This window comes from Ectobacillus funiculus, from assembly GCF_004138295.1.
Lineage (GTDB): Bacteria > Bacillota > Bacilli > Bacillales > Bacillaceae_G > Ectobacillus > Ectobacillus funiculus.
The window spans coordinates 1-21,610 of the sequence record NZ_SCFM01000038.1; the positions used below are offsets into that span (position 1 = coordinate 1).

14 protein-coding genes and 1 pseudogene are annotated in these 21,610 nt (G+C 38.7%); 11 read left to right on the forward strand and 4 right to left on the reverse strand.

Translation table 11 applies throughout. The annotated features are described in order from the left end of the window. Positions 1-135: 135 nt before the first annotated feature. On the reverse strand, positions 136-1,515 hold the full coding sequence (locus EP737_RS19445) for an aspartate aminotransferase family protein (RefSeq protein WP_129730065.1): 1,380 nt from the start codon (positions 1,513-1,515) through the stop codon (positions 136-138). Between the two features lie 216 nt (positions 1,516-1,731). Here EP737_RS19445 and EP737_RS19450 point away from each other — a divergent pair, with 216 nt between their 5' ends. Then, on the forward strand, positions 1,732-2,598 hold the full coding sequence (locus tag EP737_RS19450; protein WP_129730067.1) for a MurR/RpiR family transcriptional regulator: 867 nt from the start codon (positions 1,732-1,734) through the stop codon (positions 2,596-2,598). A 277-nt stretch (positions 2,599-2,875) separates the two neighbouring features. Here the strand turns inward: EP737_RS19450 and EP737_RS19455 are convergent, their stop codons facing one another. Then, positions 2,876-3,493: a TetR/AcrR family transcriptional regulator gene (locus EP737_RS19455; RefSeq protein ID WP_129730068.1), complete on the reverse strand. Its 618-nt coding sequence runs from the start codon at positions 3,491-3,493 to the stop codon at positions 2,876-2,878. Positions 3,494-3,611: 118 nt separating this feature from the next. On the opposite strand from EP737_RS19455, the gene EP737_RS19460 reads away from it, so the two are divergent. Then, a complete protein-coding gene (locus tag EP737_RS19460; RefSeq protein WP_129730070.1) occupies positions 3,612-5,843 on the forward strand; it encodes an MMPL family transporter in 2,232 nt (743 codons plus the stop codon). Positions 5,844-6,127: 284 nt separating this feature from the next. Next, positions 6,128-7,129 carry a LacI family DNA-binding transcriptional regulator gene (locus EP737_RS19465; protein ID WP_129730072.1) on the forward strand — a complete coding sequence of 334 codons (1,002 nt, stop codon included), beginning with the start codon at positions 6,128-6,130 and terminating at the stop codon, positions 7,127-7,129. A gap of 176 nt (positions 7,130-7,305) precedes the next feature. Here the strand turns inward: EP737_RS19465 and EP737_RS19470 are convergent, their stop codons facing one another. Next, on the reverse strand, positions 7,306-8,583 hold the full coding sequence (locus EP737_RS19470; RefSeq protein ID WP_129730074.1) for an MFS transporter: 1,278 nt from the start codon (positions 8,581-8,583) through the stop codon (positions 7,306-7,308). Positions 8,584-9,300: 717 nt separating this feature from the next. Between EP737_RS19470 and iolG the strand changes: the two genes are divergently transcribed. The 7 genes and pseudogenes from iolG to EP737_RS19505 all read left to right on the forward strand — a co-directional run bounded on the left by iolG (position 9,301) and on the right by EP737_RS19505 (position 17,148). Further along, complete coding sequence (gene iolG / locus EP737_RS19475) at positions 9,301-10,329, forward strand: inositol 2-dehydrogenase (RefSeq protein WP_129730076.1); 1,029 nt, start codon at positions 9,301-9,303, stop codon at positions 10,327-10,329. A 50-nt stretch (positions 10,330-10,379) separates the two neighbouring features. After that, positions 10,380-11,273 carry a myo-inosose-2 dehydratase gene (iolE, locus tag EP737_RS19480; protein WP_129730078.1) on the forward strand — a complete coding sequence of 298 codons (894 nt, stop codon included), beginning with the start codon at positions 10,380-10,382 and terminating at the stop codon, positions 11,271-11,273. A gap of 564 nt (positions 11,274-11,837) precedes the next feature. Continuing rightward, complete coding sequence (locus EP737_RS19485; protein WP_129730096.1) at positions 11,838-12,272, forward strand: MarR family winged helix-turn-helix transcriptional regulator; 435 nt, start codon at positions 11,838-11,840, stop codon at positions 12,270-12,272. 414 nt (positions 12,273-12,686) lie between these two features. Further along, on the forward strand, positions 12,687-13,718 hold the full coding sequence (locus tag EP737_RS19490) for an NADH:flavin oxidoreductase/NADH oxidase (RefSeq protein WP_129730079.1): 1,032 nt from the start codon (positions 12,687-12,689) through the stop codon (positions 13,716-13,718). Between the two features lie 319 nt (positions 13,719-14,037). Then, positions 14,038-15,261 (forward strand): multidrug effflux MFS transporter, encoded by a 1,224-nt coding sequence (locus tag EP737_RS19495; protein WP_129730081.1) that lies wholly within the window; start codon positions 14,038-14,040, stop codon positions 15,259-15,261. Positions 15,262-15,670: 409 nt separating this feature from the next. Next, the gene (locus tag EP737_RS19500) at positions 15,671-16,249 is read left to right on the forward strand and encodes a TetR/AcrR family transcriptional regulator (protein WP_129730083.1); all 579 of its coding nucleotides are present in this window, start codon (positions 15,671-15,673) and stop codon (positions 16,247-16,249) included. A 79-nt stretch (positions 16,250-16,328) separates the two neighbouring features. Beyond that, a pseudogene (locus EP737_RS19505) lies at positions 16,329-17,148 on the forward strand (MFS transporter). Between the two features lie 106 nt (positions 17,149-17,254). On the opposite strand, the gene EP737_RS19510 reads toward EP737_RS19505, so the two are convergent. Then, positions 17,255-18,496, reverse strand: a complete 1,242-nt coding sequence (locus EP737_RS19510) for a helix-turn-helix domain-containing protein (protein WP_246040313.1) — start codon at positions 18,494-18,496, stop codon at positions 17,255-17,257. 155 nt (positions 18,497-18,651) lie between these two features. Here EP737_RS19510 and EP737_RS19515 point away from each other — a divergent pair, with 155 nt between their 5' ends. Next, positions 18,652-20,964 (forward strand): glycoside hydrolase family 3 C-terminal domain-containing protein, encoded by a 2,313-nt coding sequence (locus tag EP737_RS19515; RefSeq protein ID WP_129730085.1) that lies wholly within the window; start codon positions 18,652-18,654, stop codon positions 20,962-20,964. Positions 20,965-21,610: the final 646 nt, after the last annotated feature.

The window sequence follows — 21,610 nt, forward strand, 5'->3', positions numbered from 1 at the left end:
TCTGTAAAAGGTAATGAAAAACTACTTGGAAACCTTAACTTCTATATAAAAATGAATCTTAAGTTGATGGATGTGGGGCGGTACCCCAATTAAAGGTCGAATATTAATTTTATAAATCCTTTTAGAAGATGATTCTTAAATCATTTTAGATAGTACGGTATCATACGCCTCAAGTGTACAGTCTACTTCTTTCTCGCCATGCACTGTAGCCATGCTGTATCTGTTTAATGGCTTTGTATAGATTCCTTTTGAAAGTAAACCAAAGTCCAGTTCCTTTCTCATAGAAAAATTAGCTTGTTGCAAATCTCTGTAGTTTCTTACTTTTTCTTTTTCCGTAATGACAACGTTAAATATGGAACCCAGACCAATCGTTTGCATCGTAATTCCTCGGTGTTCAAAAAGACTTTCTATCCCCTTTTTTAATCTAGCAGTCATTTTAAAAACGTGTTCGATCTCTTGTTCTAAAACTTTTATAGTAGCAAGGCCAGCTGCTAGAATCGTAGGGTGTCCATTGTATGTTCCGCTGTGAAAAAGAACATCTTTAGCACTAGATTTTTTACTCTGACTATTGTCAAAAACATCAGACGAAACGGAGGGAGCGCTTGTCATCATTATTTCTTCTTTGCCCCCTACGATTCCCACAGGAAAACCACCACCTATCACTTTTCCTAGTGCCGTGAGATCTGGTTTAATGTTGTAGTGTCCTTGAGCTCCTCTAAGTCCCACACGAAAACCTGTTTTTACTTCGTCAAAAATTAACAGGATGCCTAACTCTTCCGTTAACTTTCTTAGACCCTTCATAAAAGAAGGTTCTGCCGGAATGAATCCACCTTGTATGGGCTCAAGGATAACGGCAGCAATCTCATCCTTATTCTTCGTTAAGATATCAGAAGTATGTTCGAGATCATTAAAAGGCAGTACTATGGTTTGTTTCTCATGATATGGGTCAATCCCTTTGGATTCGATCACTGATTTTGGTGCATGAGCTTGCCCTGCTTCTTCAAGGGAAGGATTTAAACTTAAAAGAACTTGATCATAACCTCCGTGATAATGACCCTCGAACTTAGCAATTTTAGTTTTACCCGTATACGCATATGCCAAACGTACAGTCAGAAGAGTAGCTTCTGTTCCAGAGTTGGTATAACGGATTCTTTCCATACTTGGATAAAGCTCTTTTATTTTCTCTCCCATAGCAAGTTCAAGCTGATGTGGAGTTCCAAATAACATAGTTCCGTCTTCCTCAAGCTGTTCCTGTATGGCTTGAATGATTTTAGGATGTCCATGTCCAAGCATTAAAGCACCGTAGGAAAGCAGATAATCAACATACTCGTTTCCATCGAGATCATATAAATAGGCTCCCTTTCCTTTTTTCATAATAATTGGATATGGGTCAAAAGATTTGATGTTAGCTGTTACTCCACCCGGCATGATTTCTTTTGCTTTTGAGAAAAAAGTTCTGGATTTTGATGTCTGGTTCTCAAACTCTGTTAGAAAATGTTTTTTCATTAATGTCATCACATTATCCTCCTGCAAATAAGAAATATTTTATTCAAAATTATAAAATAATGAAATATATATTTCATTATAGGCGAGAATTAATTATTTTGGAACCTTTTCAGAACAAAATTATAAAAATATTTCAAAAAACTCTCGAACATGAAACTTTTGTTGCATTTGTTTGTAAATTGAACTATCCTTTTTTATAAAATAAAAAATTATAAAGAGGTAACTATGGGTTATAAAAATGTCTATCAATTAATTGCTGAAAAAATGTCTACTATGAGCAAGTCGCAGGAAAAACTGGCTTCCTATATCCTTCACAACACGAACACGGTTCCTTTTTATACTGTTGCAACCCTAGCAAAACAAGCAGGTGTAAGTGAGGCTTCAGTGGTACGTTTTGCTGTCTTTTTAGGATATTCCGGCTATCGTGAACTGCAGAACCAGATGCAGAACTCTGTTCAGATGCAGTTGACGACGAAGGACAGGTTAAAAATGTCTTCACAAGTTTATGATGATTCAAACCAGGCCATCTACGATATTTTTAAAGATGATATGGCGAATATTAAAACGACGATGGAAAATTTAGATTCGAAAGCGTTTTTAGATGCGGAAAACCTTCTGCTAAACGGAAAAAAAATCTATATATCTGCGAACCGGAGTGCCACATCTCTTGGGCTATTTCTGCAATATTACTTGGATATTATTTTAGGAAATGCTCATTTACTGGGTCCCGTTGAAAATAAACCTGAACAGTTATATGAATTGAATGCGAAAGATGTAGTAGTTGGTATTAGTTTCTCACGTTATTCAACAAGTACTGTCAATATTATGGCTTTTGCAAAAGAACGAGGTGCAACCACAATTGTCATTACCGACAATCTTCTTTCGCCACTCGTCCCTCATGGGGATGTAGTACTAACTGCTTCAAGTCAATTACCAACTTTTTTTGATTCTTTTGTTGCTCCGCTAAGTCTTATTAATACACTCATAGCGTTGGTTGGAAAAAAAAGAATGAATGAATCTGAGGATCGTCTTGAAAAACTAGAGGAAGTTTGGGAACGATTTGGCACGTTTTACTCTAACAAAAGGAAATAAATAAAATAGTCTGCTAATCTAACCGGATTCTGTCAGCTCAAGATAGGCTCGAACAGCTGTTAGTTGAGTGTCTAAAGTATATTTTTTCATTAATGGGGTCCCGCCGCATATCTACCAGGCTAAGGCTTTAACATATGGCCAAAACAAAAATTCTCCGTCTTTTGTAACAAAGAAATACGTTGAGGACAGCCTATTACCTTGATAGCGATGTAGCGATACCCCTATAAATATGTAAACACCAAATTTCAGGGAAATACATATAACTTAAAATCCTGAATTAATGTCCTAATCCATTCCAATAAAAATCTACAATTGTTGCAGCCAACTCATCTATATTCTCAATCAGCGGCTTTTGATTTACATCTTTGTAATTACCTACGTATAGCAAGGCTACAAAAGCATGAGCACTTAAAAGTGAGTGACCTTTAGGGATTTCACCTTCCTGCATTGCTTTATGTATTACGTGATCCAATACCTCATACATTTTATCTTCAGCGTGTTGCATTTGTTTTACGTGGTCATCTGAAAGAGATATTTTTGCATCTCTCATAAAACTCTGGATGTCAATGTTCATTGTTGCGGTTAAATGAACTTTTACAACATCAAGTAATCGCTCCTTGAGTGGCTTGCTTGTTGAAAGAAGTTTATGCATATTTTCTCTAATACGGGCCATCATTTGAATCATTGCATCCGTAAATAGATCGGCTTTTGTAGCATAGTAATAATACACCGTTGCCTTTGTGACATCGCACTCCTTTGCGACATCTTCCATAGAAATGATTTGATAACCTTTACTTAAAAACAACTTTGTAGCAATTTCAACAATTTTATCTTTTGTCGATTTTGTATTTTTATTTTGAGGGGGTCTTCCTAAAGGACGTTGTTTTTGTGCCAATATAATTCTCTCCTGACTCTTCATAATTAAAAATATTATAACACTTAAATAGTTCTTGATTAATTAACTATCCAGTATATATAATTAATCCAAAAGTTAGTAAGAAAGGTGGATTATGATGAAAAGGCATCCTCTTTATACATGGGGGAAATATGTTGGGGGACCAAAAACAAGGTGGATTACTCTCTTTGTATGGGTCTTGTTGACACTCGTTTTATCTTTTACCTGGCCAGCTGTTAATACGGTTGAAGATGAAACAGCGCCTAACCTTCCGGAAACGGCTCTGTCACAAAAGGCTAGTAATATGATTAAAAAAGAGTTTCCAAATGACGCAGGAAACCCTGTGCTTATTGTTTGGCATAAAAATGAAGGTTTAGAAGCGAAGGATTTTAAGACAATTCAAGATACTTATAAAAAGCTTAGAAATTCGCCATTAAAGGGTCAATCAACATTACCACCTTTTGATACCATTCCACAGCAAGTGTTAGCAAAAAGTGTTTCAGAAGATGGTACGTCTCTAGTAACTCCTGTGTTTTTTGATAAAACTGCAGGGACAGATGTACTTCAAGAGAATATGAATGAACTGCAGAATATCATCAAGAATACATTGGAGGACAATCCATTTAAAAGAAAGATTTCTGACTCTGGTTTACATGTACGTCTATCAGGGCCGGTTGGTATTCAGACTGATGCAGTAAGTTTATTTAGTCAGGCCGATGTGAAATTATTAGTTGCAACTGTGTTACTTGTTTTAGTTTTGCTTATTCTTCTTTATCGCTCACCACTTTTAGCCATCTTACCTTTAATTGTAGTTGGATTTGCTTATGGGATAATTAGTCCAACTTTAGGCTTTTTAGCAGATAAAGGCTGGATTATTGCGGATGCACAAGGGATTTCGATTATGACTGTACTATTATTTGGAGCTGGTACGGATTATTGTTTATTTCTAATTTCAAGATATCGAGAGTTTCTTTTGGTGGAGCAGAACAAATTTAAAGCGCTACAGCTTGCGATTAAAGAATCAGGTGGAGCTATTATTATGAGTGCTCTTACAGTTGTGATAGGATTAGGTACTTTGTTACTTGCTCATATTGGTTCTTTTCATAGATTTGCAGTCCCATTTAGTGTGGCCGTTTTTCTGATGGGAATCGCTGCATTGACGCTTTTACCAGCATTATTAGCTATTTTAGGGAGAGTTGCTTTTTTCCCGTTCATCCCAAGAACAAAAGAAATGAATGAAGAACGTGCTAAGAAAAAAAATAAACCAATTAAGGTAAAGGAATCGAAAGGATTCTTAAGCAAAAAACTTGGGGATTTTGTTATCCGTAAACCATGGACGATTATTCTGCTAACATTATTCTTATTGGGTGGATTGGCTTCATTTGTTCCGCGTATCCATTTTACGTACGACTTATTAGAATCATTTCCAAAAGATATGCCTTCACGTGAAGGGTTTGATTTGATATCTGATCATTTTTCACCTGGAGAGTTAGCCCCTGTACAGATTGTTGTTGATACAAAAGGAAAAGATATACCTGTTAAAGCAGAATTAGCAAAACTTTCTTTTGTAGATCAATTAACAGAACCAGTAAAAGGGAAACAGAACAATCAATTACAAATGTATGAAGTTTCATTAAAAGATAATCCGTATTCTATTGAGGGGATGAATAAAATTCCTGAATTAAGAAAAAGTTTGAAAGAGGTCATGAAAAATGCTGAGATAAGTAAGGCCGAGAACCACATATGGATTGGAGGAGAAACGGCTACATTATACGATACAAAACAAACGACTGAACGGGATCAACGTATAATTATCCCTGTTATGATCGGAATTATTGCATTATTATTGCTTGTTTACCTGCGTTCTGTTGTAGCAATGATCTACCTAATTGTAACAGTTGTCTTATCATACTTCTCTGCATTAGGGGCGGGATGGTTACTACTTCACTATGGTATGGATGCTCCCGCAATACAGGGAACAATTCCTCTATATGCATTTGTTTTCTTGGTAGCGTTAGGAGAGGACTATAACATATTTATGGTTTCTGAAATATGGAAAAATAAAAGAAGCCAACCACACCTTGAAGCAGTTAAAAACGGGGTGGCTCAAACAGGTAGTGTTATTACGTCTGCTGGTTTAATCTTAGCAGGAACATTTGCTGTATTAGCTGCTTTACCAATCCAAGTACTTGTTCAATTTGGTATTGTTACAGCAATAGGAGTACTACTGGATACATTTATAGTAAGACCTCTTCTTGTCCCTGCAATTACAGTTGTTTTAGGTCGTTCCGCTTTTTGGCCAGGGAGTATTTGGAGGAAGAGAGAAGGAACAAAAGTAGATGCTTCATAACATAATGACAGGCAACTAATGCCCTTGCTGCAGCAAGGGTCTTTTATTTCTCTTTTTCCGTTATTGTAGGTACATAAGAGAGAAGACAGGTGAAATAGATTGAATCTAGAAAATAAAGAAGCAAACATATTGATTTTCAGGAGAATATAACTATAATAAGAACAAAAGGGGTAAGCGCTTACCTTTGTGGATTAGAAGCATTATCACCTAGAACTGCAATTCCTCTCTATGTATAACTACCAGTGAAGAAAGGCAGCCTGGTATGGTAAGGATGGGAGAAAGACATGAAACTAACTATTTATACAGTAGCACAAGAAGCAGGAGTATCTATCGCAACGGTATCAAAGGTTATTAATAATACAGGACGGATTAGTGAAAAAACGAGACAAAAAGTGTTAAAGACAATGGAACGTTTGAATTATCACCCTAGTACTGTGGCATCTGCCTTAACTGGAAAAGGGACAAAAAACATTGGCTTGCTCGTTCCAGATGTTGCGAACCCGTTCTTTGCTGAGATTACGCGAAGTATTGAAGATTATAGCAATTCATTAGATTATGGTGTCATGATATGCAGTACAGATAATAAAAGCGAGAGAGAAAGGAAATACGTTTCTCTTTTGCTCAGGCAGAAAATTGATGGCATTATCCTTGCTTCCAACTTTCAAAATGAAGAGCTTATTCAGGAGCTGCTTGATAAAAAGGTTCCAATTGTATTACTGGCGCAAGAAGTTCCTAGTATGTCTATTGCTTCGGTAACAATAGATGACTTTAAAGGGGGCTCCATTGCGATGCAGCATCTTTTGTCGCTGGGGCATAGAAACATCGGGATTATCACTGAAAATAATAGAAGCGGTAAAAAGAGGCTGCATGCTTATAGACAGATGCTAGAGGAATATGGTGTTGAGGTTGATGAATCTTACATTATGAAGTGTGAAGCAAGTATATCAGACGGGGCTTATTATGGAGAAAAATTGCTGCGGCATCCTTCTAGACCAACTGCTATTTTTGCCTGCAATGACATGATTGCTCTTGGAGTAATGACAGCTGCACGCAACGCAGGGATATCTATTCCAGATGAGCTATCGGTTATAGGGTTTGATAATACGATCATGTCGACAGTGACAGTACCGTTGTTAACGACAGTTTCTCAGCCGATAAGAGAGATGGGAAGGAAAACAGTACAGCTATTAATGGAGGATATCGAAAAAGGGGATGCTTTTAAGCAATCTATTTTATACTCTCCAGAGCTCGTAGTTCGACAATCTACCGCTCTGCAGAGGCAGTGAGAAGATGGATAAAATAAATACGGAAAAGAAAAACACCTCTTAATTTAAGCCATTGGCATACGAATTAAGAGGTATTTTTGTAGCTTTTGGATATAAAGATATATTCACTTATGCAGCATTAACACTGTCCTTGTAGTAAAAGAAGATGAAGCGTGTGCAAAACTTCTTATAGGTTACTATGAAACAGCCTTTTGACCGTTTTCAAATCCAGCTCCTGTACCACCTTTTTCTTGTGAAGGAGTAAGGAAGCTAGTTAAGAATGCGCCAACAAAATATAGGCCGGCAAAAATCCACATGACGCCTCCTACACCTAATGTCCCGATGAAAACGGTAACAACTAGTGGTCCAACAAAGGCTGCTAATCCAGATCCTAAGTTTAGTACAGACATGGCAGCTCCCTTATCATTTGGAGCTAAGGAAGGTACTAACGCTGTAAGAGGTACATAACCAGCTAATGTCGCTCCATAGCAGCACGCTACAATCATCATAATCCAATAGTTATGTCCTACAAGCTGCGGTACATAATAAAGCGCAAGTGTTACAATACCGGAACCAACGCCACCAAACCACTTAATTGTGTTAACCCAGCCAATTTTATCTCCAACAATTCCAAAAATAATATTACAAACCATGTTTACAAAAAATAGCGTTCCCCAAATTTGCAGCCATTCGCTTACAGTGAAATTAAACTTTGTCATATAGGTAGGCAAGAACACAACAAATCCAAATTGAGCAGCGGAGTTAATAATTTTAACTATCCCACCTATACCAACTCTTGGATTCTCAAACGCAATTGTAATTCCTTTAAGCAATTCTTTCCCTTTGTTATCGCTTACTTTTTGTACCTCAAACTTGTCTTTATTCATGATGATAGAAAATACTCCACCTGCAACAACAAAAATTAATGCGCTCCATAAAGTCGCAATTTCCCCAATCTTAGGAACCATAAAGCTAGAATAAAAGGCTCCGATAACACTTAAACCAAGCTGAAAAACAAACCAGTACCAGCCTACAGCCTTAGAGAGTATTTCCTGAGGGGTACGGTATGAGACCCATACTAAGAAGGAATAAGCAAACAAAGGATAACCCAATCCTCTTAAAGCATAACATGACAAGATAACAGCATAATTCATGCTAGAAATCCCAAAACCAATAAATCCGATTGAGCCTATAATAAAGGCAGCTAATCCAAACGTCATTGCACGTCTTGGACCCCACATCTGTACAAATACTCCTGAGAACCAAGCAGAAACAGATACAGTAATTCCATAGATAGTAAATAATAAGCCGGATTGTTTCATCGTTAAGCCTTGTTCAACGAGATAAGGTGATAGCCACCCTTGTTCCAAGCCATCGCCAATCATAAAAACAATGATCCCGATATAGCCCCACAGTAAATGTGAAGGAATCCCAATTTTGTCTAAAGCAGTTTGTTTCGGTGTAAGCATATTCATTTTTTCCACCACCATTAATTATTTTGGTTAATTACAATTGGGGTAAGCGCTTAATCATTTCTAGGAAAGAGTATACGCTTACACCAAGGGGGACGTCAATAGTTTTTATTTTTATGAGTTGATAATCTACTATTTTTAAACGATTCAATTGATTGCCATAATATGAAGAAAAAATTTATCCGTTTGTAAGCTTCTGAGTAGCTATATATGATAAAAAGAGCATGGTTGCTGTGTTTATTCTTCATACGATCTAACAGAAGCATGCATGAATGAACAGATTTGAAGTGCTTGAAAAAATAAAAAAACATTTGCACTTTTTAGATGAGCGTGTATAATGAAATCAAGGAAAGCGCTTAACCCATTTTCCTTACTTTTAAGACAATTGAGCTTGTAATGTAGCATAGAATTGCAATTTTCTTTCTTTTTTTACCAATCAAAGAAAACGCTTTATTTTAGTGGGAATCAATAGTGTACACATAGTTGCTGCACAGGATCCTACATAAGGAATCTGATATTCCCTTCCTATGCAGACGGTTACGTTTATCTAGCACTGTAGGAAAGTATAAATTTCCAGCTAGAAGCGAATTCGACGTAGTCGGAAATTTTAGGAATACAGTATAAGTGCAACTACGCCTCTGTCTTCGCCTAAGAGCGGGCTCGCCAATCGGCAAGTTTTCTTTATCTTTTCTTAAATTTTTCATAAAAAGGAGAATTCATATGAGTTTAATTACATTAGGAATTATTGGTGCAGGACGTATTGGAAGATTACATGTAGATAACCTTTTATCAGTTCCGCAAGTAAAAATTAAAGCGGTTTCGGATGTAGTTGTAGATCATTTGCAGGAATGGGCTGCTAGCAAAGGGATTTCCGTTTTAACAACGAATTACCAGGACTTATTGGGGGACCCTGAAATTGATGCAGTATTTATTTGCTCTCCAACAAGCACGCATGCGCAAATCATTCAAGAGGCAGCTCGTGCGAAGAAGCATATTTTCTGTGAAAAGCCAGTTAGCTTCTCTGCGGAGCAGACAATTGAAGCATTACGTGTAGTAGAAGAAGAGGGCGTACTATTACAGGTTGGTTTTAACCGCCGCTTCGATCCAAATTTCAAAAAGGTACGTGATCTTGTGCAGCAAGGGGAAATTGGCCAGCCTCATATTCTGAAAATTACATCTAGAGACCCGCAGCCGCCAGGTGTTGATTATATTCTGAATTCAGGTGGATTGTTCATGGACATGATGATTCATGACTTTGATATGGCACGCTATGTAATGAATAGTGAAGTAGTAGAAGTGTCTGCTCAAGGAGCGGTTTTAGTTGATCCTGCGATTGGAGAAGCGGGAGATGTCGATACTGCTATTGTTACATTGAAGTTTGCAAATGGTGCCATTGGAGTAATTGATAATAGCCGTCAAGCTGTATATGGATATGATCAGCGTGTGGAAGTCTTTGGGGCAAAAGGAGCAGCAACTGCTGATAACTGTCGCCCGACAACTGTAGAAGTATCTACAGTTGATGGTGTAGTAAAAGATAAGCCATTGTACTTTTTCCTTGAACGCTATACACAAGCATATATTGAGGAAGTAACTCAGTTTGTGAAATCAATCGCTGAAAATCAAGCTGTAATTTGCAGTGGAAATGATGGGCTTCAAGCAGAGCGTATTGCAAAGGCGGCGAAGGAGTCTTTACTTAAGGGTCAGCCAGTTAAGATTGACCATGCGGAAAATGAGCTTATAGCAAATTAAATCGTTCATGTAAATCGATTTCTAATAAGAGCGTAAGGGAGACAGTGGACATGTTTAAAGAAAATACAATCAAACTTGGGATCGCTCCAATTGCTTGGACAAATGATGATCTTCCAGAGCTTGGCGGCGAGAATACATTTGAGCAGTGCGTAAGCGAAATGGCGTTAGCAGGATTCACTGGCAGTGAAGTAGGAAATAAGTATCCGCGTAATACAGAGGTATTGAAAAAGGCGTTATCGCTTCGGGGATTGCAAATCGCAAGCGCTTGGTTTAGCGCGTTTTTAACAACAAAGCCCCTAGAGGAAACAGTGGAAGCGTTCATCGAACACCGCGATTTCTTACATGCGATGGGTGCGAAGGTTATCGTTGTATCGGAGCAAGGCAAAAGCGTACAAGGTCAAGCGGTGCCTGTTTACAAAGCAAAGCCTGTCTTTACAGAAGAAGAGTGGAAGCTATTAGTAGACGGCTTGCATCGTCTTGGTGAGCTGGCTGCGGAGAAGGATATGGCGATTGTATTCCACCATCATATGGGAACAGGGATTCAAACAACAGAAGAAATTGATAAATTGATGGAGCTAACAGATCCAAAGCTTGTTTCCTTGTTGTTTGATACAGGACATCTCGTATTTTCAGGAGAGGATCCAATTCATGTACTGAAAAAGCACCTGCCTCGCATTAAGCATGTGCATTTAAAAGATATCCGCCCGGAAGTGGTCGCTCGCGTGAAGGAAGAGGATTTAAGCTTTTTGCAGGCAGTAAAAGCAGGTGCTTTCACTGTTCCAGGTGATGGTGGTATCGAGTTTGATGAAGTGTTTACAACGCTTGCGGCTTCTGATTATACAGGCTGGTTTGTTGTAGAGGCTGAGCAGGACCCGGCAGTAGCAAATCCTCTTGAATATGCGCTGAAGGCTCGCCGTTATATTCATGAAAAAACAGGTCTGTAATCGTATCGAAGCATAAGTAGATGAGGCTTCCTCTACAAGATTATGGATAAAGATTTAATGATTCGGTAGTATAATCTCAGTAGATGGTTATGAAGCATTTCATCATGTATTAACATACTAGCCTACGCAATTCCAATCTATTAGGCACAAGAAAAAGACGGAAGGACTTAAGTGCAATAACGCCAAACCTTTCGTCTTTTTAGCTTTGCACTTTAAGAAAGTATAAATTTCTAGCTGGAAGATAATTCGACGTAGTTAGAAATTTTAGGAACAAAGTATAAGTGCAACTACGCCTCGGTCTTCGCCCAAAAGCAGGGCTCGCCAATCGGCGAGTTTTCTTTAGTAAACAGTAGTGAAATACGGAAAGGTCATTTCTTCGCAAGAACAATCATAGCTGAAAAGCTTTTAGAATAGAAAAAATTCAAAAATAATCCTATTTGACTGTTAAAATGATTCCTTGTTACTATTAGGAAAGACAATGAATGAGGTTGATATTTGATAATCGTATTTATTTTATCAATGATGTTCATTGCCTATAGAAAGAACTTAGGATTGGTGGCACAAATGGGATTAAGTCAAAAGAAACCATTGATAGCAAATTGGTTGTCCTTAACCAATATCCAAATGAAAATCACGAATGAATTAGAAGGTATACTTCAAGAGAAGCATAAACTATCTTTGAAAGAGTTTTATGTGCTTTTATTTTTATCGGAAGCTCCTGAGAAAAAATTAAAATTGCAACAGCTTCAGAATATGGTTGGTTTGAGTCAAAGCGCCATGTCAAGATTAGTAAGCCGATTTGAGGCAAAGGACTGCGGAGCATTAAAAAGGCATATTTGCGTAGATGATCGCAGAGCCATCTTCACATCCTTAACAGCTGAGGGAGAAGAAGAACTAAAAAAAGCGTCCGTTACGTTTAATCAAGCTCTTGAGAAGGCTTTTGCTCAAGGAACAATCCAGGGAGAGCTGCAACGATTGATTCGTGAATTACAATCTTGATGGAGCTTGTTATACCCGGAGGCGGGCGGGATAATGAGACTCCATCTTTTTTGCACTTTAAGAAAATATAGATTCCCAGCTAGAAAATCATTTGACGCAGTGGGGAATTTTAGGAATACAGTATAAGTAGGGCTGCGCCTCTGTCTTCGCCCAAGGGCAGGGCTTGCCAATCGGCGAGTTTTCTTTATCGAATTCATTAAACTTGACGGCGAGTTTTTCACATGTTAATTTATATGCATGTGCATACATTTAATTAATGTTGACTTAGTTTATATAAGTTTTCTCCCTGTCTTGGTGTTGTGAAACATCAGTCTTGAAATCGGAAATGTACTGATTTTTATAAAGAAGTACGGGTGCACAGTTTTTTGTTATAGGAGAGAGAAATTAAATTACTATAGGAAAAGGAGCTTTATCATGGAACATTTATTTACCCCTTATCAGTTAAAAGGACTAAATTTAAAAAACCGTGTCGTGATGCCGCCTATGTGTCAATACTCAGTAACAAATAAAGATGGGATTGCTACAGATTGGCATTACCTGCACTATGTTAGCCGCGCCATTGGTGGTGCAGGTTTGATTATTATTGAAATGACGGATGTTGATCCGGATGGACGTATTACAGATTATGACTTAGGATTGTGGGCGGATGAACAAATTCCTGCATTGGCTCGCATAGTAGAAGCCTGCCACCAGCATGGCGCCAAAGTAGGTATTCAAATTGCCCATGCTGGCCGTAAAGCGGAAGATGCAGTTGTCCCAGTTGCACCGTCTGCTATTCCGTTTGATGAAAATTCAAAAATACCAAGAGAACTCTCCACAGAAGAAGTGAAAGAAATAGTAGAGAAATTCCGCTTGGCCGTACGCCGCGCTGTTCAAGCAGGGGTAGATACGATTGAACTTCATGGTGCTCATGGATATTTGATTCACCAATTCCACTCACCTCTAACCAACCAAAGAACAGATGAGTACGGAAGAGATTTAACCAAATTTGGTAAGGAAATCATTCAAGCTGCAAAAAGCGAAATGCCTGAGAATATGCCGCTTATTATGCGGATATCTGCTAAAGAATATGTGGAGGGGGGATATGGAATCGAAGAAAGCATTGAGTTTTCAAGGGAATATCAAGAAGCAGGAGTAGATATGTTTCATGTGAGTGCAGGAGGGGAAGGACCGATTGCTGCGGATGGAAGACCAGGTACACATGTAGCCTATCAAGTACCATTAGCAAAAGCCATTAAGCAAGCCCTTAACGTTCCAGTCATTGCCGTTGGGCGATTAGATGAATCATCATTGGCGAACGCTGTTATTGGGAATGAAGATGCAGACCTTGTCGCTGTTGGAAGAGGAATGTTAAGAAATCCTTACTGGACGCTGGAGGCTGCAACAGTTCTTCATAAAGAAACAGGTATTCCGAAACAGTATGTTCCAGGATTCCCAAGAAGTTAAAAGGAATAGACGGATAACCGAGGAATAGGGAAAATCAGGAGCCAGTGTCTTTTACACTGTAAGAAAGTATAAATTTCTAGCTGGCGGACAATTCGACGTAGTGAGAGATTTTAGTAATACAGTATAAGTAGGGCTGCGCTTCTGTCTTCGCCGGGGGAGCAGGGCTCGCCAATCGGCGAGTTTTCTTGATGACATGGCTTCTTGATTTTCAATACTGTTGGCCAACACGTTGAAATCTTGCAATAGGGTTAAGTGAAGTAGATAAAGTGTTTTAAAGTTTTATAGAAAATGAATGCTTTGACAGAAAGGTGAGAAAGGCTTGAACAATTTAACAAGAACCAAACGACTGCAGCTTGCTTTGCTTTTGGGATCGCTTGGACTTTTAGGACCTTTTACAATAGATACGTATTTGCCTGCATTCCCTACTATTGTTAAAGAATATCATACGAGTGCTTCCTTAGTACAAATTAGTTTAACGACATGCCTTTTAGGCTTGGGATTGGGGCAATTGATTATTGGTCCAATGAGTGATGTTCAAGGACGACGTAAGCCATTGCTTAGTTTTCTCATTTTGTATTTATTGGCCTCTGCAACATGTGCATTTGCACCGAATATTTATACCTTTATCGGTGCTCGTTTTATACAAGGCTTTGCGGCGGCTGGAGGACTTGTTATTTCCAGGGCAGTTGTTCGCGATGTTTATAGCGGAAGGGAATTGACTAAGTTCTTCGCTTTATTGATGCTAGTAGGTAACCTTGGACCAATTGTTGCACCAATTGCTGGCGGCAGTATCCTTGCTTTTACAAATTGGACAGGGGTTTTCATTGTATTGGCTTGTATTGGCCTACTATTATTTTTGACTGTTTCATGGAATTTGGAAGAGACATTGCCAAAGGAAAAACGTATCCCAAGTGACTTTTCGCAAATATTGAAAAACTTCGGTTCTTTATTAAAGGACCGTCAGTTCATGGGCTATGCTCTTACACAAGGCTTTATTATTGCAGGGATTTTTGCTTATGTATCAGGTATCCCTTTTGTGTATCAGAATATTTATGGTGTGTCTCCACAAGAATTTAGTCTATTATTTGGAATCAATGGTATCGCTTTAATTATTGGAAGTCAGCTAGTTGGCCGCTTTACAGATGTTATTTCAGAGAGAGCTTTTTTAAAGATAGGATTAATGATTTCCAACGTGGCAGGGGCTGTGCTATTAGTCGCTTTTCTTTTAAAAGCACCGCTATTAGTTGTTGTTGTTCCTATATTCTTTTTGGTAGCTTCTATCGGAATTATTGCTACAACATCTTTTTCGTTAGCAATGGAGACACAAGGACATATTGCAGGAAGTGCTTCTGCACTATTAGGTCTATTGCCATTTATACTAGGTTCATTAACTGCTCCACTTGTGGGAATTGCGGGAGAGTTTACAGCTATTCCAATGGGTGTCGTTATTTTATCAGCAAGTCTTATGGCTCTTCTCTCCTATTATGGGTTGGTCCGAAAAAATTTGGTGTATAAACTTCAAGATAGTACACGGAATCTCTGAATTGTAACTGTAAATGCACGATGCTAGCCCAAATAATTTCTATATGAATTCAATCTCACTCCGGACAGTCTTCACTCCTTGTTGAAGCTGTCTTTTTACTTTACACTGTAAGAAAATATAAATTTCCAGCTAGAAGTAAATCCGACGTAGTGGGGAATTTTAGGAATACAGTATAAGTAGGGCCACGCCTTTGTCTTCGCCCAAAGGCAGGGCTCGCCAGTCGGCGAGTTTTCTTTAACATACATTACCTGGCCCATCCAAGAATCATTTGTTATATCTTAAGAACTCTTCAATTCAGATTGGTGCTGCAATCTTGACAATTAAAATTAAAAAAATTAAAAAAATTAAAATAGACCAGTCACCATATTTTTAAGGTTAGCTTTCCTGCCCCGTTGGAGGTGTATACTGTATGAATGATAAAAATGCCAAAAGAGAAACGCGCGACAAAATCATTAAAACTGCATCGCGGCTTTTTCAACTACAAGGGTACCATGCTACTGGATTAAATCAGATCCTAGCTGAAAGTGAAACACCTAAAGGTTCTCTTTATTATCACTTTCCAAATGGAAAAGAACAACTAGCAATAGAAGCTGTAAACAACATGAAAGAATTTGTTCAGGCTAAAACAGAGAAAATTTTCAAGGAGATTGCAGAGCCTGATAAAGCGATTCAATTTTCTATTACGGAAGTTGCGAAGGAATTCAATAAGGTTGAAGATATTACAGGTTTTCCTGTCGGCTTATTAGCAGCTGAAACAGCATTAATGAGCGAGGCTTTACGAAAAGCTTGTCAGCAAGCCTTCGAAACTTGGGAAGATACGTACACTAAAAAATTGATTCAAGGTGGATTTCCTGAAGAAACAGCAAAGGAATTAGGCATGGTAATTAATTCAATGATTGAGGGGGGCATCCTTCGTTCTTTAACAAATAAGGATAGCAAACCACTTCTTCTGATCGCCAAGCAAATTCCGATTTTACTGAAGAAGTAAGTAGAAATAGCCAAAATGCTATTTCTCCAATATAAATATAGAGACTGGTCTAATTTTAAAAGTCTCGAAAGGGGATAATATGGAAGCAAATATACTTTCAAAGCAAGTAGAAGCCAAAGGGGTTAAAGTATTGCCTATCATGGTTTCTTTACTCGTTAGCGGCTTTATCGGCATGTTCAGTGAAACAGCATTAAATATGGCTTTAAGCGATTTGATGAAGGAGCTTCAGGTCTCGGCGGCAACGGTTCAGTGGTTAACTACCGGTTATTTATTGGTGCTAGGTATTTTAGTTCCTGTTTCAGGACTTCTTCTTCAGTGGTTTACCACTAGACAGCTCTTTACAGCAACATTATGCTTTTCAATTTTAGGGACATGTATTGCTGCTATAGCTCCTAACTTTTCCTTTTTGCTCTTGGCACGGCTTAATGTCACCACTTACAGGACGCTTGTTTGATAAATACGGACCAAGATGGCTCGTCATTCCAGGATTTATCCTAGTTTCTATTATTCTCTGGTTCTTCTCGGATGTAACAACTACGTCTACCGTTATGACAATTATTGTATTGCATACTTGTTTAATGATTGGTATCTCCATGATTATGATGCCGGCGCAAACAAATGGATTAAACCAATTGCCTCGAGAGCTTTACCCAGATGGAACAGCCATTATGAATACCCTTCAGCAAATAGCTGGTGCAATTGGTACTGCGGTAGCGGTAAGTATTATGGCGGCAGGTCAACACGATTACTTACAGAACGCCAAGGAGCCTGCAAATCCTGCTATCATATCGAATGCGTTAACTGCAGGAGTTCAACAGGCATTTGTTTTTGCGATGATAGTTGCGCTTGTTGGTCTTGTTTGTACTTTGTTTATCAAACGCGTAAAGGTCAAACATTAAATCAAAATCTTATGTAATTCAAAGGAAGAATAGCCATTGATGAAAAGGTCTGTGGAAAAGCAGCTTACTCCACAGACCTTTTGAATTTTGTAAAAAGGGGCAGGTTCTAGATTTTCAGCGGTTTATCCTTAAACTGCTTTGGCGTCACACCCGTAAACTTTTTAAAAACCTTCGTAAAATGACTTTGATCGTGAAAAGTCAGCATGCTGTAGATTTCTGCTAAAGAATGATTGGTAAGCGTCATTAAGTTCTTTGCTTCCTCAACTCTTTCACGCTGAATGTATTCACTGATAGAAATCCCAACTTCTTTTTTAAAGAGACTAGATATATACCTCGGATTCATACCTGTTACGTTTGCGAGATCAGCAAGCGTAATTTCTTCATAGAGATGTGTGAAAATATAGCTTTGGCAAAGATGGATCGGTTTTGAATACTTTTGCCTTTGAACATTTTGTACACGTTCTGTAAAGTCATATAGGGCATCCTCTAATAAATGATCTACGTCTTTACTGGTTGTTAGCTCCTCAATATTTTGGATATAGAAGTCACTTAATGTATAAGCGGCTTCAGGATATAATCCGCCTTCCATCGCAGCTCTGGTAATGAGTGTAATGCTTGTGATTGCCAGGTTTTTCTGGCTGCGCAATTGGCTTTTTTTAGAAAGAGTTCCGAAGCCGCCTTCTTCAGCAGCAGATCTCCAATGCTTAATTACTTCCTCCTTACGTCCCTCCTTTACAAATTGCATAATTCTTTTTTCATATATAGGATCATGATGAAAGAATGTATTTTGTCGTCTCTCTGCAATAGCTAAATCAGGATTTTCCATCTCAACTTGTGGTCTGTCCAAGGTTTTATTATGTTGAAGAATCATGGGAATATCTAATTGTTCTTTGTAAATCATGTAGTAGAGAAGCATGCTTATATGTATAAATTTTAGGCTGTTTAAAACGGGAAGGGATTGGTAATAGTGGATGACGCTGTGCTGCTCTTTATGTAAATGAAAGTCATTTATAAGCCCTTTTATCATTACTTCTGATAGCGGAGAGGACAGGGTAGGTCCCATCATAATAACTCCTTGAAATCCGTCATTGTCCTTTAAACAAATAGAAAAAAAGCTCTCTAGATAATTTGTTGTTCGGAATATAGGGAATTGCTGCGGGTCATCTGGATGGAAGAGCTGTTGAATTATACCTTGTTTTGATGCATACAAAGGATGGTGCACGTAGTTAGAGGAGAATTCGAGCACGATTTCTCCGTTCGAATCCAGAAAGAAAATCGGTATTTTGTATGTTTCGTACATAAGCTTACAAATATATTCTAAATCCTTTACAGCAGGAATCATATTCATATAGTGAAAACCTTCTTTCTAATGAAAAATAAAAAATTGACGAAGGATACTAAATTTCTGACTATTATACCATAAATGAAAATTAGAAAAAGCTATAATCAACTTAAGGAAAAAAGATAGCGCTTACTAAAAGCGTTACCGATTGGAGGATTATCATGACTAGAGATATACAAGCACTCATTTCACAAATGACATTAGAAGAAAAAGCAGGTCTTTGTTCAGGATTAGATTTTTGGCATTTAAAAGGAATTGAGAGATTGGGTATTCCATCCATCATGGTAACAGACGGACCGCACGGACTTCGGAAGCAGAAACAAGGAGCTGACCATCTAGGTCTTTTTGATAGCGTTCCAGCAACATGCTTCCCATCTGCCGCAGGAATGGCGAGCTCTTGGAATCGCGACTTGATTGAGCGTGTTGGTGTTGCGTTAGGAGAAGAATGTCAGGCGGAGGATGTAGCTGTTCTGCTTGGGCCTGGCGCAAATATTAAACGGTCACCATTATGCGGAAGAAACTTTGAATATTTTTCTGAAGATCCATATTTATCTTCTGAAATGGCAGCAAATCATATTAAAGGTGTGCAAAGCCAAGGGGTTGGAACATCTCTTAAGCACTTTGCGGCAAATAACCAAGAGCATCGCAGAATGTCTACAGATGCGATTGTCGATGAAAGAACACTTAGAGAAATTTATTTAGCTAGCTTTGAAGGTGCGGTGAAGCAATCACAGCCATGGACGGTGATGTGCTCCTATAATAAGGTAAATGGTGAATTCGCATCCGAAAATTCTTATTTATTAACGGATATTTTAAAGGAAGAATGGGGTTTTGAAGGCTTTGTTGTGTCCGATTGGGGTGCAGTGAATGAACGCACGGCAGGCTTGGAGGCTGGTTTAGAGCTGGAAATGCCGGCAAGCGGCGGGATTGGCGATCAAAAGATTGTAAATGCGGTAAAAAACGGCGAGCTATCTGAGGAGAGGCTAGATCGTGCTGTGGAAAGAATATTACGAATCATTTTTATGGCAGTGGATCATAAACAGGAAAACGCAGCTTATGATCAAGAGGCGCACCATCAGCTTGCTAGAGAGGTAGCTAGAGAAAGTATGGTACTACTGAAAAATGAAGCTAATATTCTTCCGCTCAAAAAAGCGGGGACAGTGGCGGTGATTGGAGAATTTGCGAAGAAGCCAAGATATCAAGGCGGTGGCAGCTCTCATATTAAACCGACCAAGCTTGAAAATATTCTAGAAGAAATTCAAAAAACAGCTGGCAGCAGCACGAACGTATTATATGCGGACGGATATAGCTTAACGAGTGATGCGATTGATGCAGCATTGCTGGAGGAAGCAAAGAGAGCAGCTGCTGCGGCGGAGACAGTGATTTTATTTGTAGGTCTTCCTGATCGTTACGAATCAGAAGGGTATGATCGTCAGCATCTGCGTATGCCGGATAATCATCTTGCTTTGTTGAATGCGGTAGCGGAGGTTAATGAAAATATTGTTGTTGTTCTAAGCAATGGTTCACCAATTGAAATGTCATGGCTCCCTAAAGCAAAGGGTGTGCTTGAAGGCTATTTAGGCGGGCAAGCGTTAGGCGGTGCAATCGCAGATTTATTATTTGGCGATGCAAATCCAAGCGGAAAATTAGCTGAAACCTTCCCGCAGCAGCTAAGCGATAACCCATCCTTCTTACACTTCCCTGGAGAAGGAGATAAAGTAGAGTATAAGGAAGGCATTTTTGTTGGATATCGCTACTATGATGCAAAGGGTGTGAAACCTTTATTCCCGTTTGGCTATGGATTAAGCTATACAACATTTGAATACAGCAACATATCCATTGATCAAAAGGAAATCAAGGATACAGCTGCAGTAACAGTCCGTGTAAACGTGAAAAATACAGGAGCTGTTGCTGGACAAGAAATCGTCCAGCTGTATGTAAAGGATATCCAAAGCAGTGTTGTGAGACCTGAAAAAGAACTGAAGGGCTTTGAGAAGGTTGCACTGCAGCCAGGCGAGGAAAAAACGGTTGTATTCACGTTAGATAAACGAGCATTTGCATATTATAATGTGGACCTCAAGGACTGGCATGTGGAAACAGGGGAATTTGGAATTCTAATAGGAGCATCTTCTCAGGACATTCGCCTGCAGGACAGCGTTGTTGTTGAATCTACCGTTTCGGTTCGCAAGCCAATTCACAGAAATACGCTTGTTGGCGATTTGTTGGCCGACCCGCTGCTTGCACCGTTAGCGAAAGAACTGCTTGCAAAAGCAAACGAGCATAATCCGCTTATGAGCGCAGGTCCTGAAGATGAACATGCTTCGGATATGTTTGAAGCGATGATGAGATATCTGCCGCTTCGTGCACTTTCGAACTTCAGCGGCGGTATGTTTACAGAGGAAGCGATGGCTGATATGATTCGTCAGTTGAATGAAGAACAGGAGAAGTTAGTCACATCTGTTCAATCTGTCTAGACATGTTATCTTTATTCAGTAAGCAGTGGAATGCTAAAGGTATGAACAGTTAGCATTAGAGCTTTACTAGCTAGATGATGTGAGCAGAAAATAGTAAGACGAGCCGAACCAGGTTAATGTGTTCGGCTCGTCTTATTTCACTTTAAGAAAGGATAAATTTCTAGCTGGAGGCCAACTCGATGTAGCGAGAAATTTTAGGAACACAGTATAAGGATAAGGGCAACTACGCCTCTGTCTTCGCCAAAAGCAGGGTTCGTCAATTGGCGAGTTTTTTTAGTTCAAATTTTTCTCGATAATATTTACAAGTCAAATGCATAGCGGTCGGCTTGTTGTGCATTAGCATTATTAAGTTTGGGCGGAATTTTTATATGAATGAGAAAGGAAATACAAAAAAAACAGACATAAACCAAAAAATAGATACTTATCAAGAAAAATGAAAACACTTACAATTAAGTTAGACAATTGTTAAGGGCCATTAAGTTCTATTGCGCATGACAGAGAATTAGGAGAATATACGACTATTCACAAGATTTTCAGATACATCGAGTTAGCTTTTCATTACAAGTTTAGGCTTTCTTACACTTTAAGAAAGGATAAATTTCTAGCTGGGAGACCATTCGACGTAGTGAGAAATTTTAGGAATAAA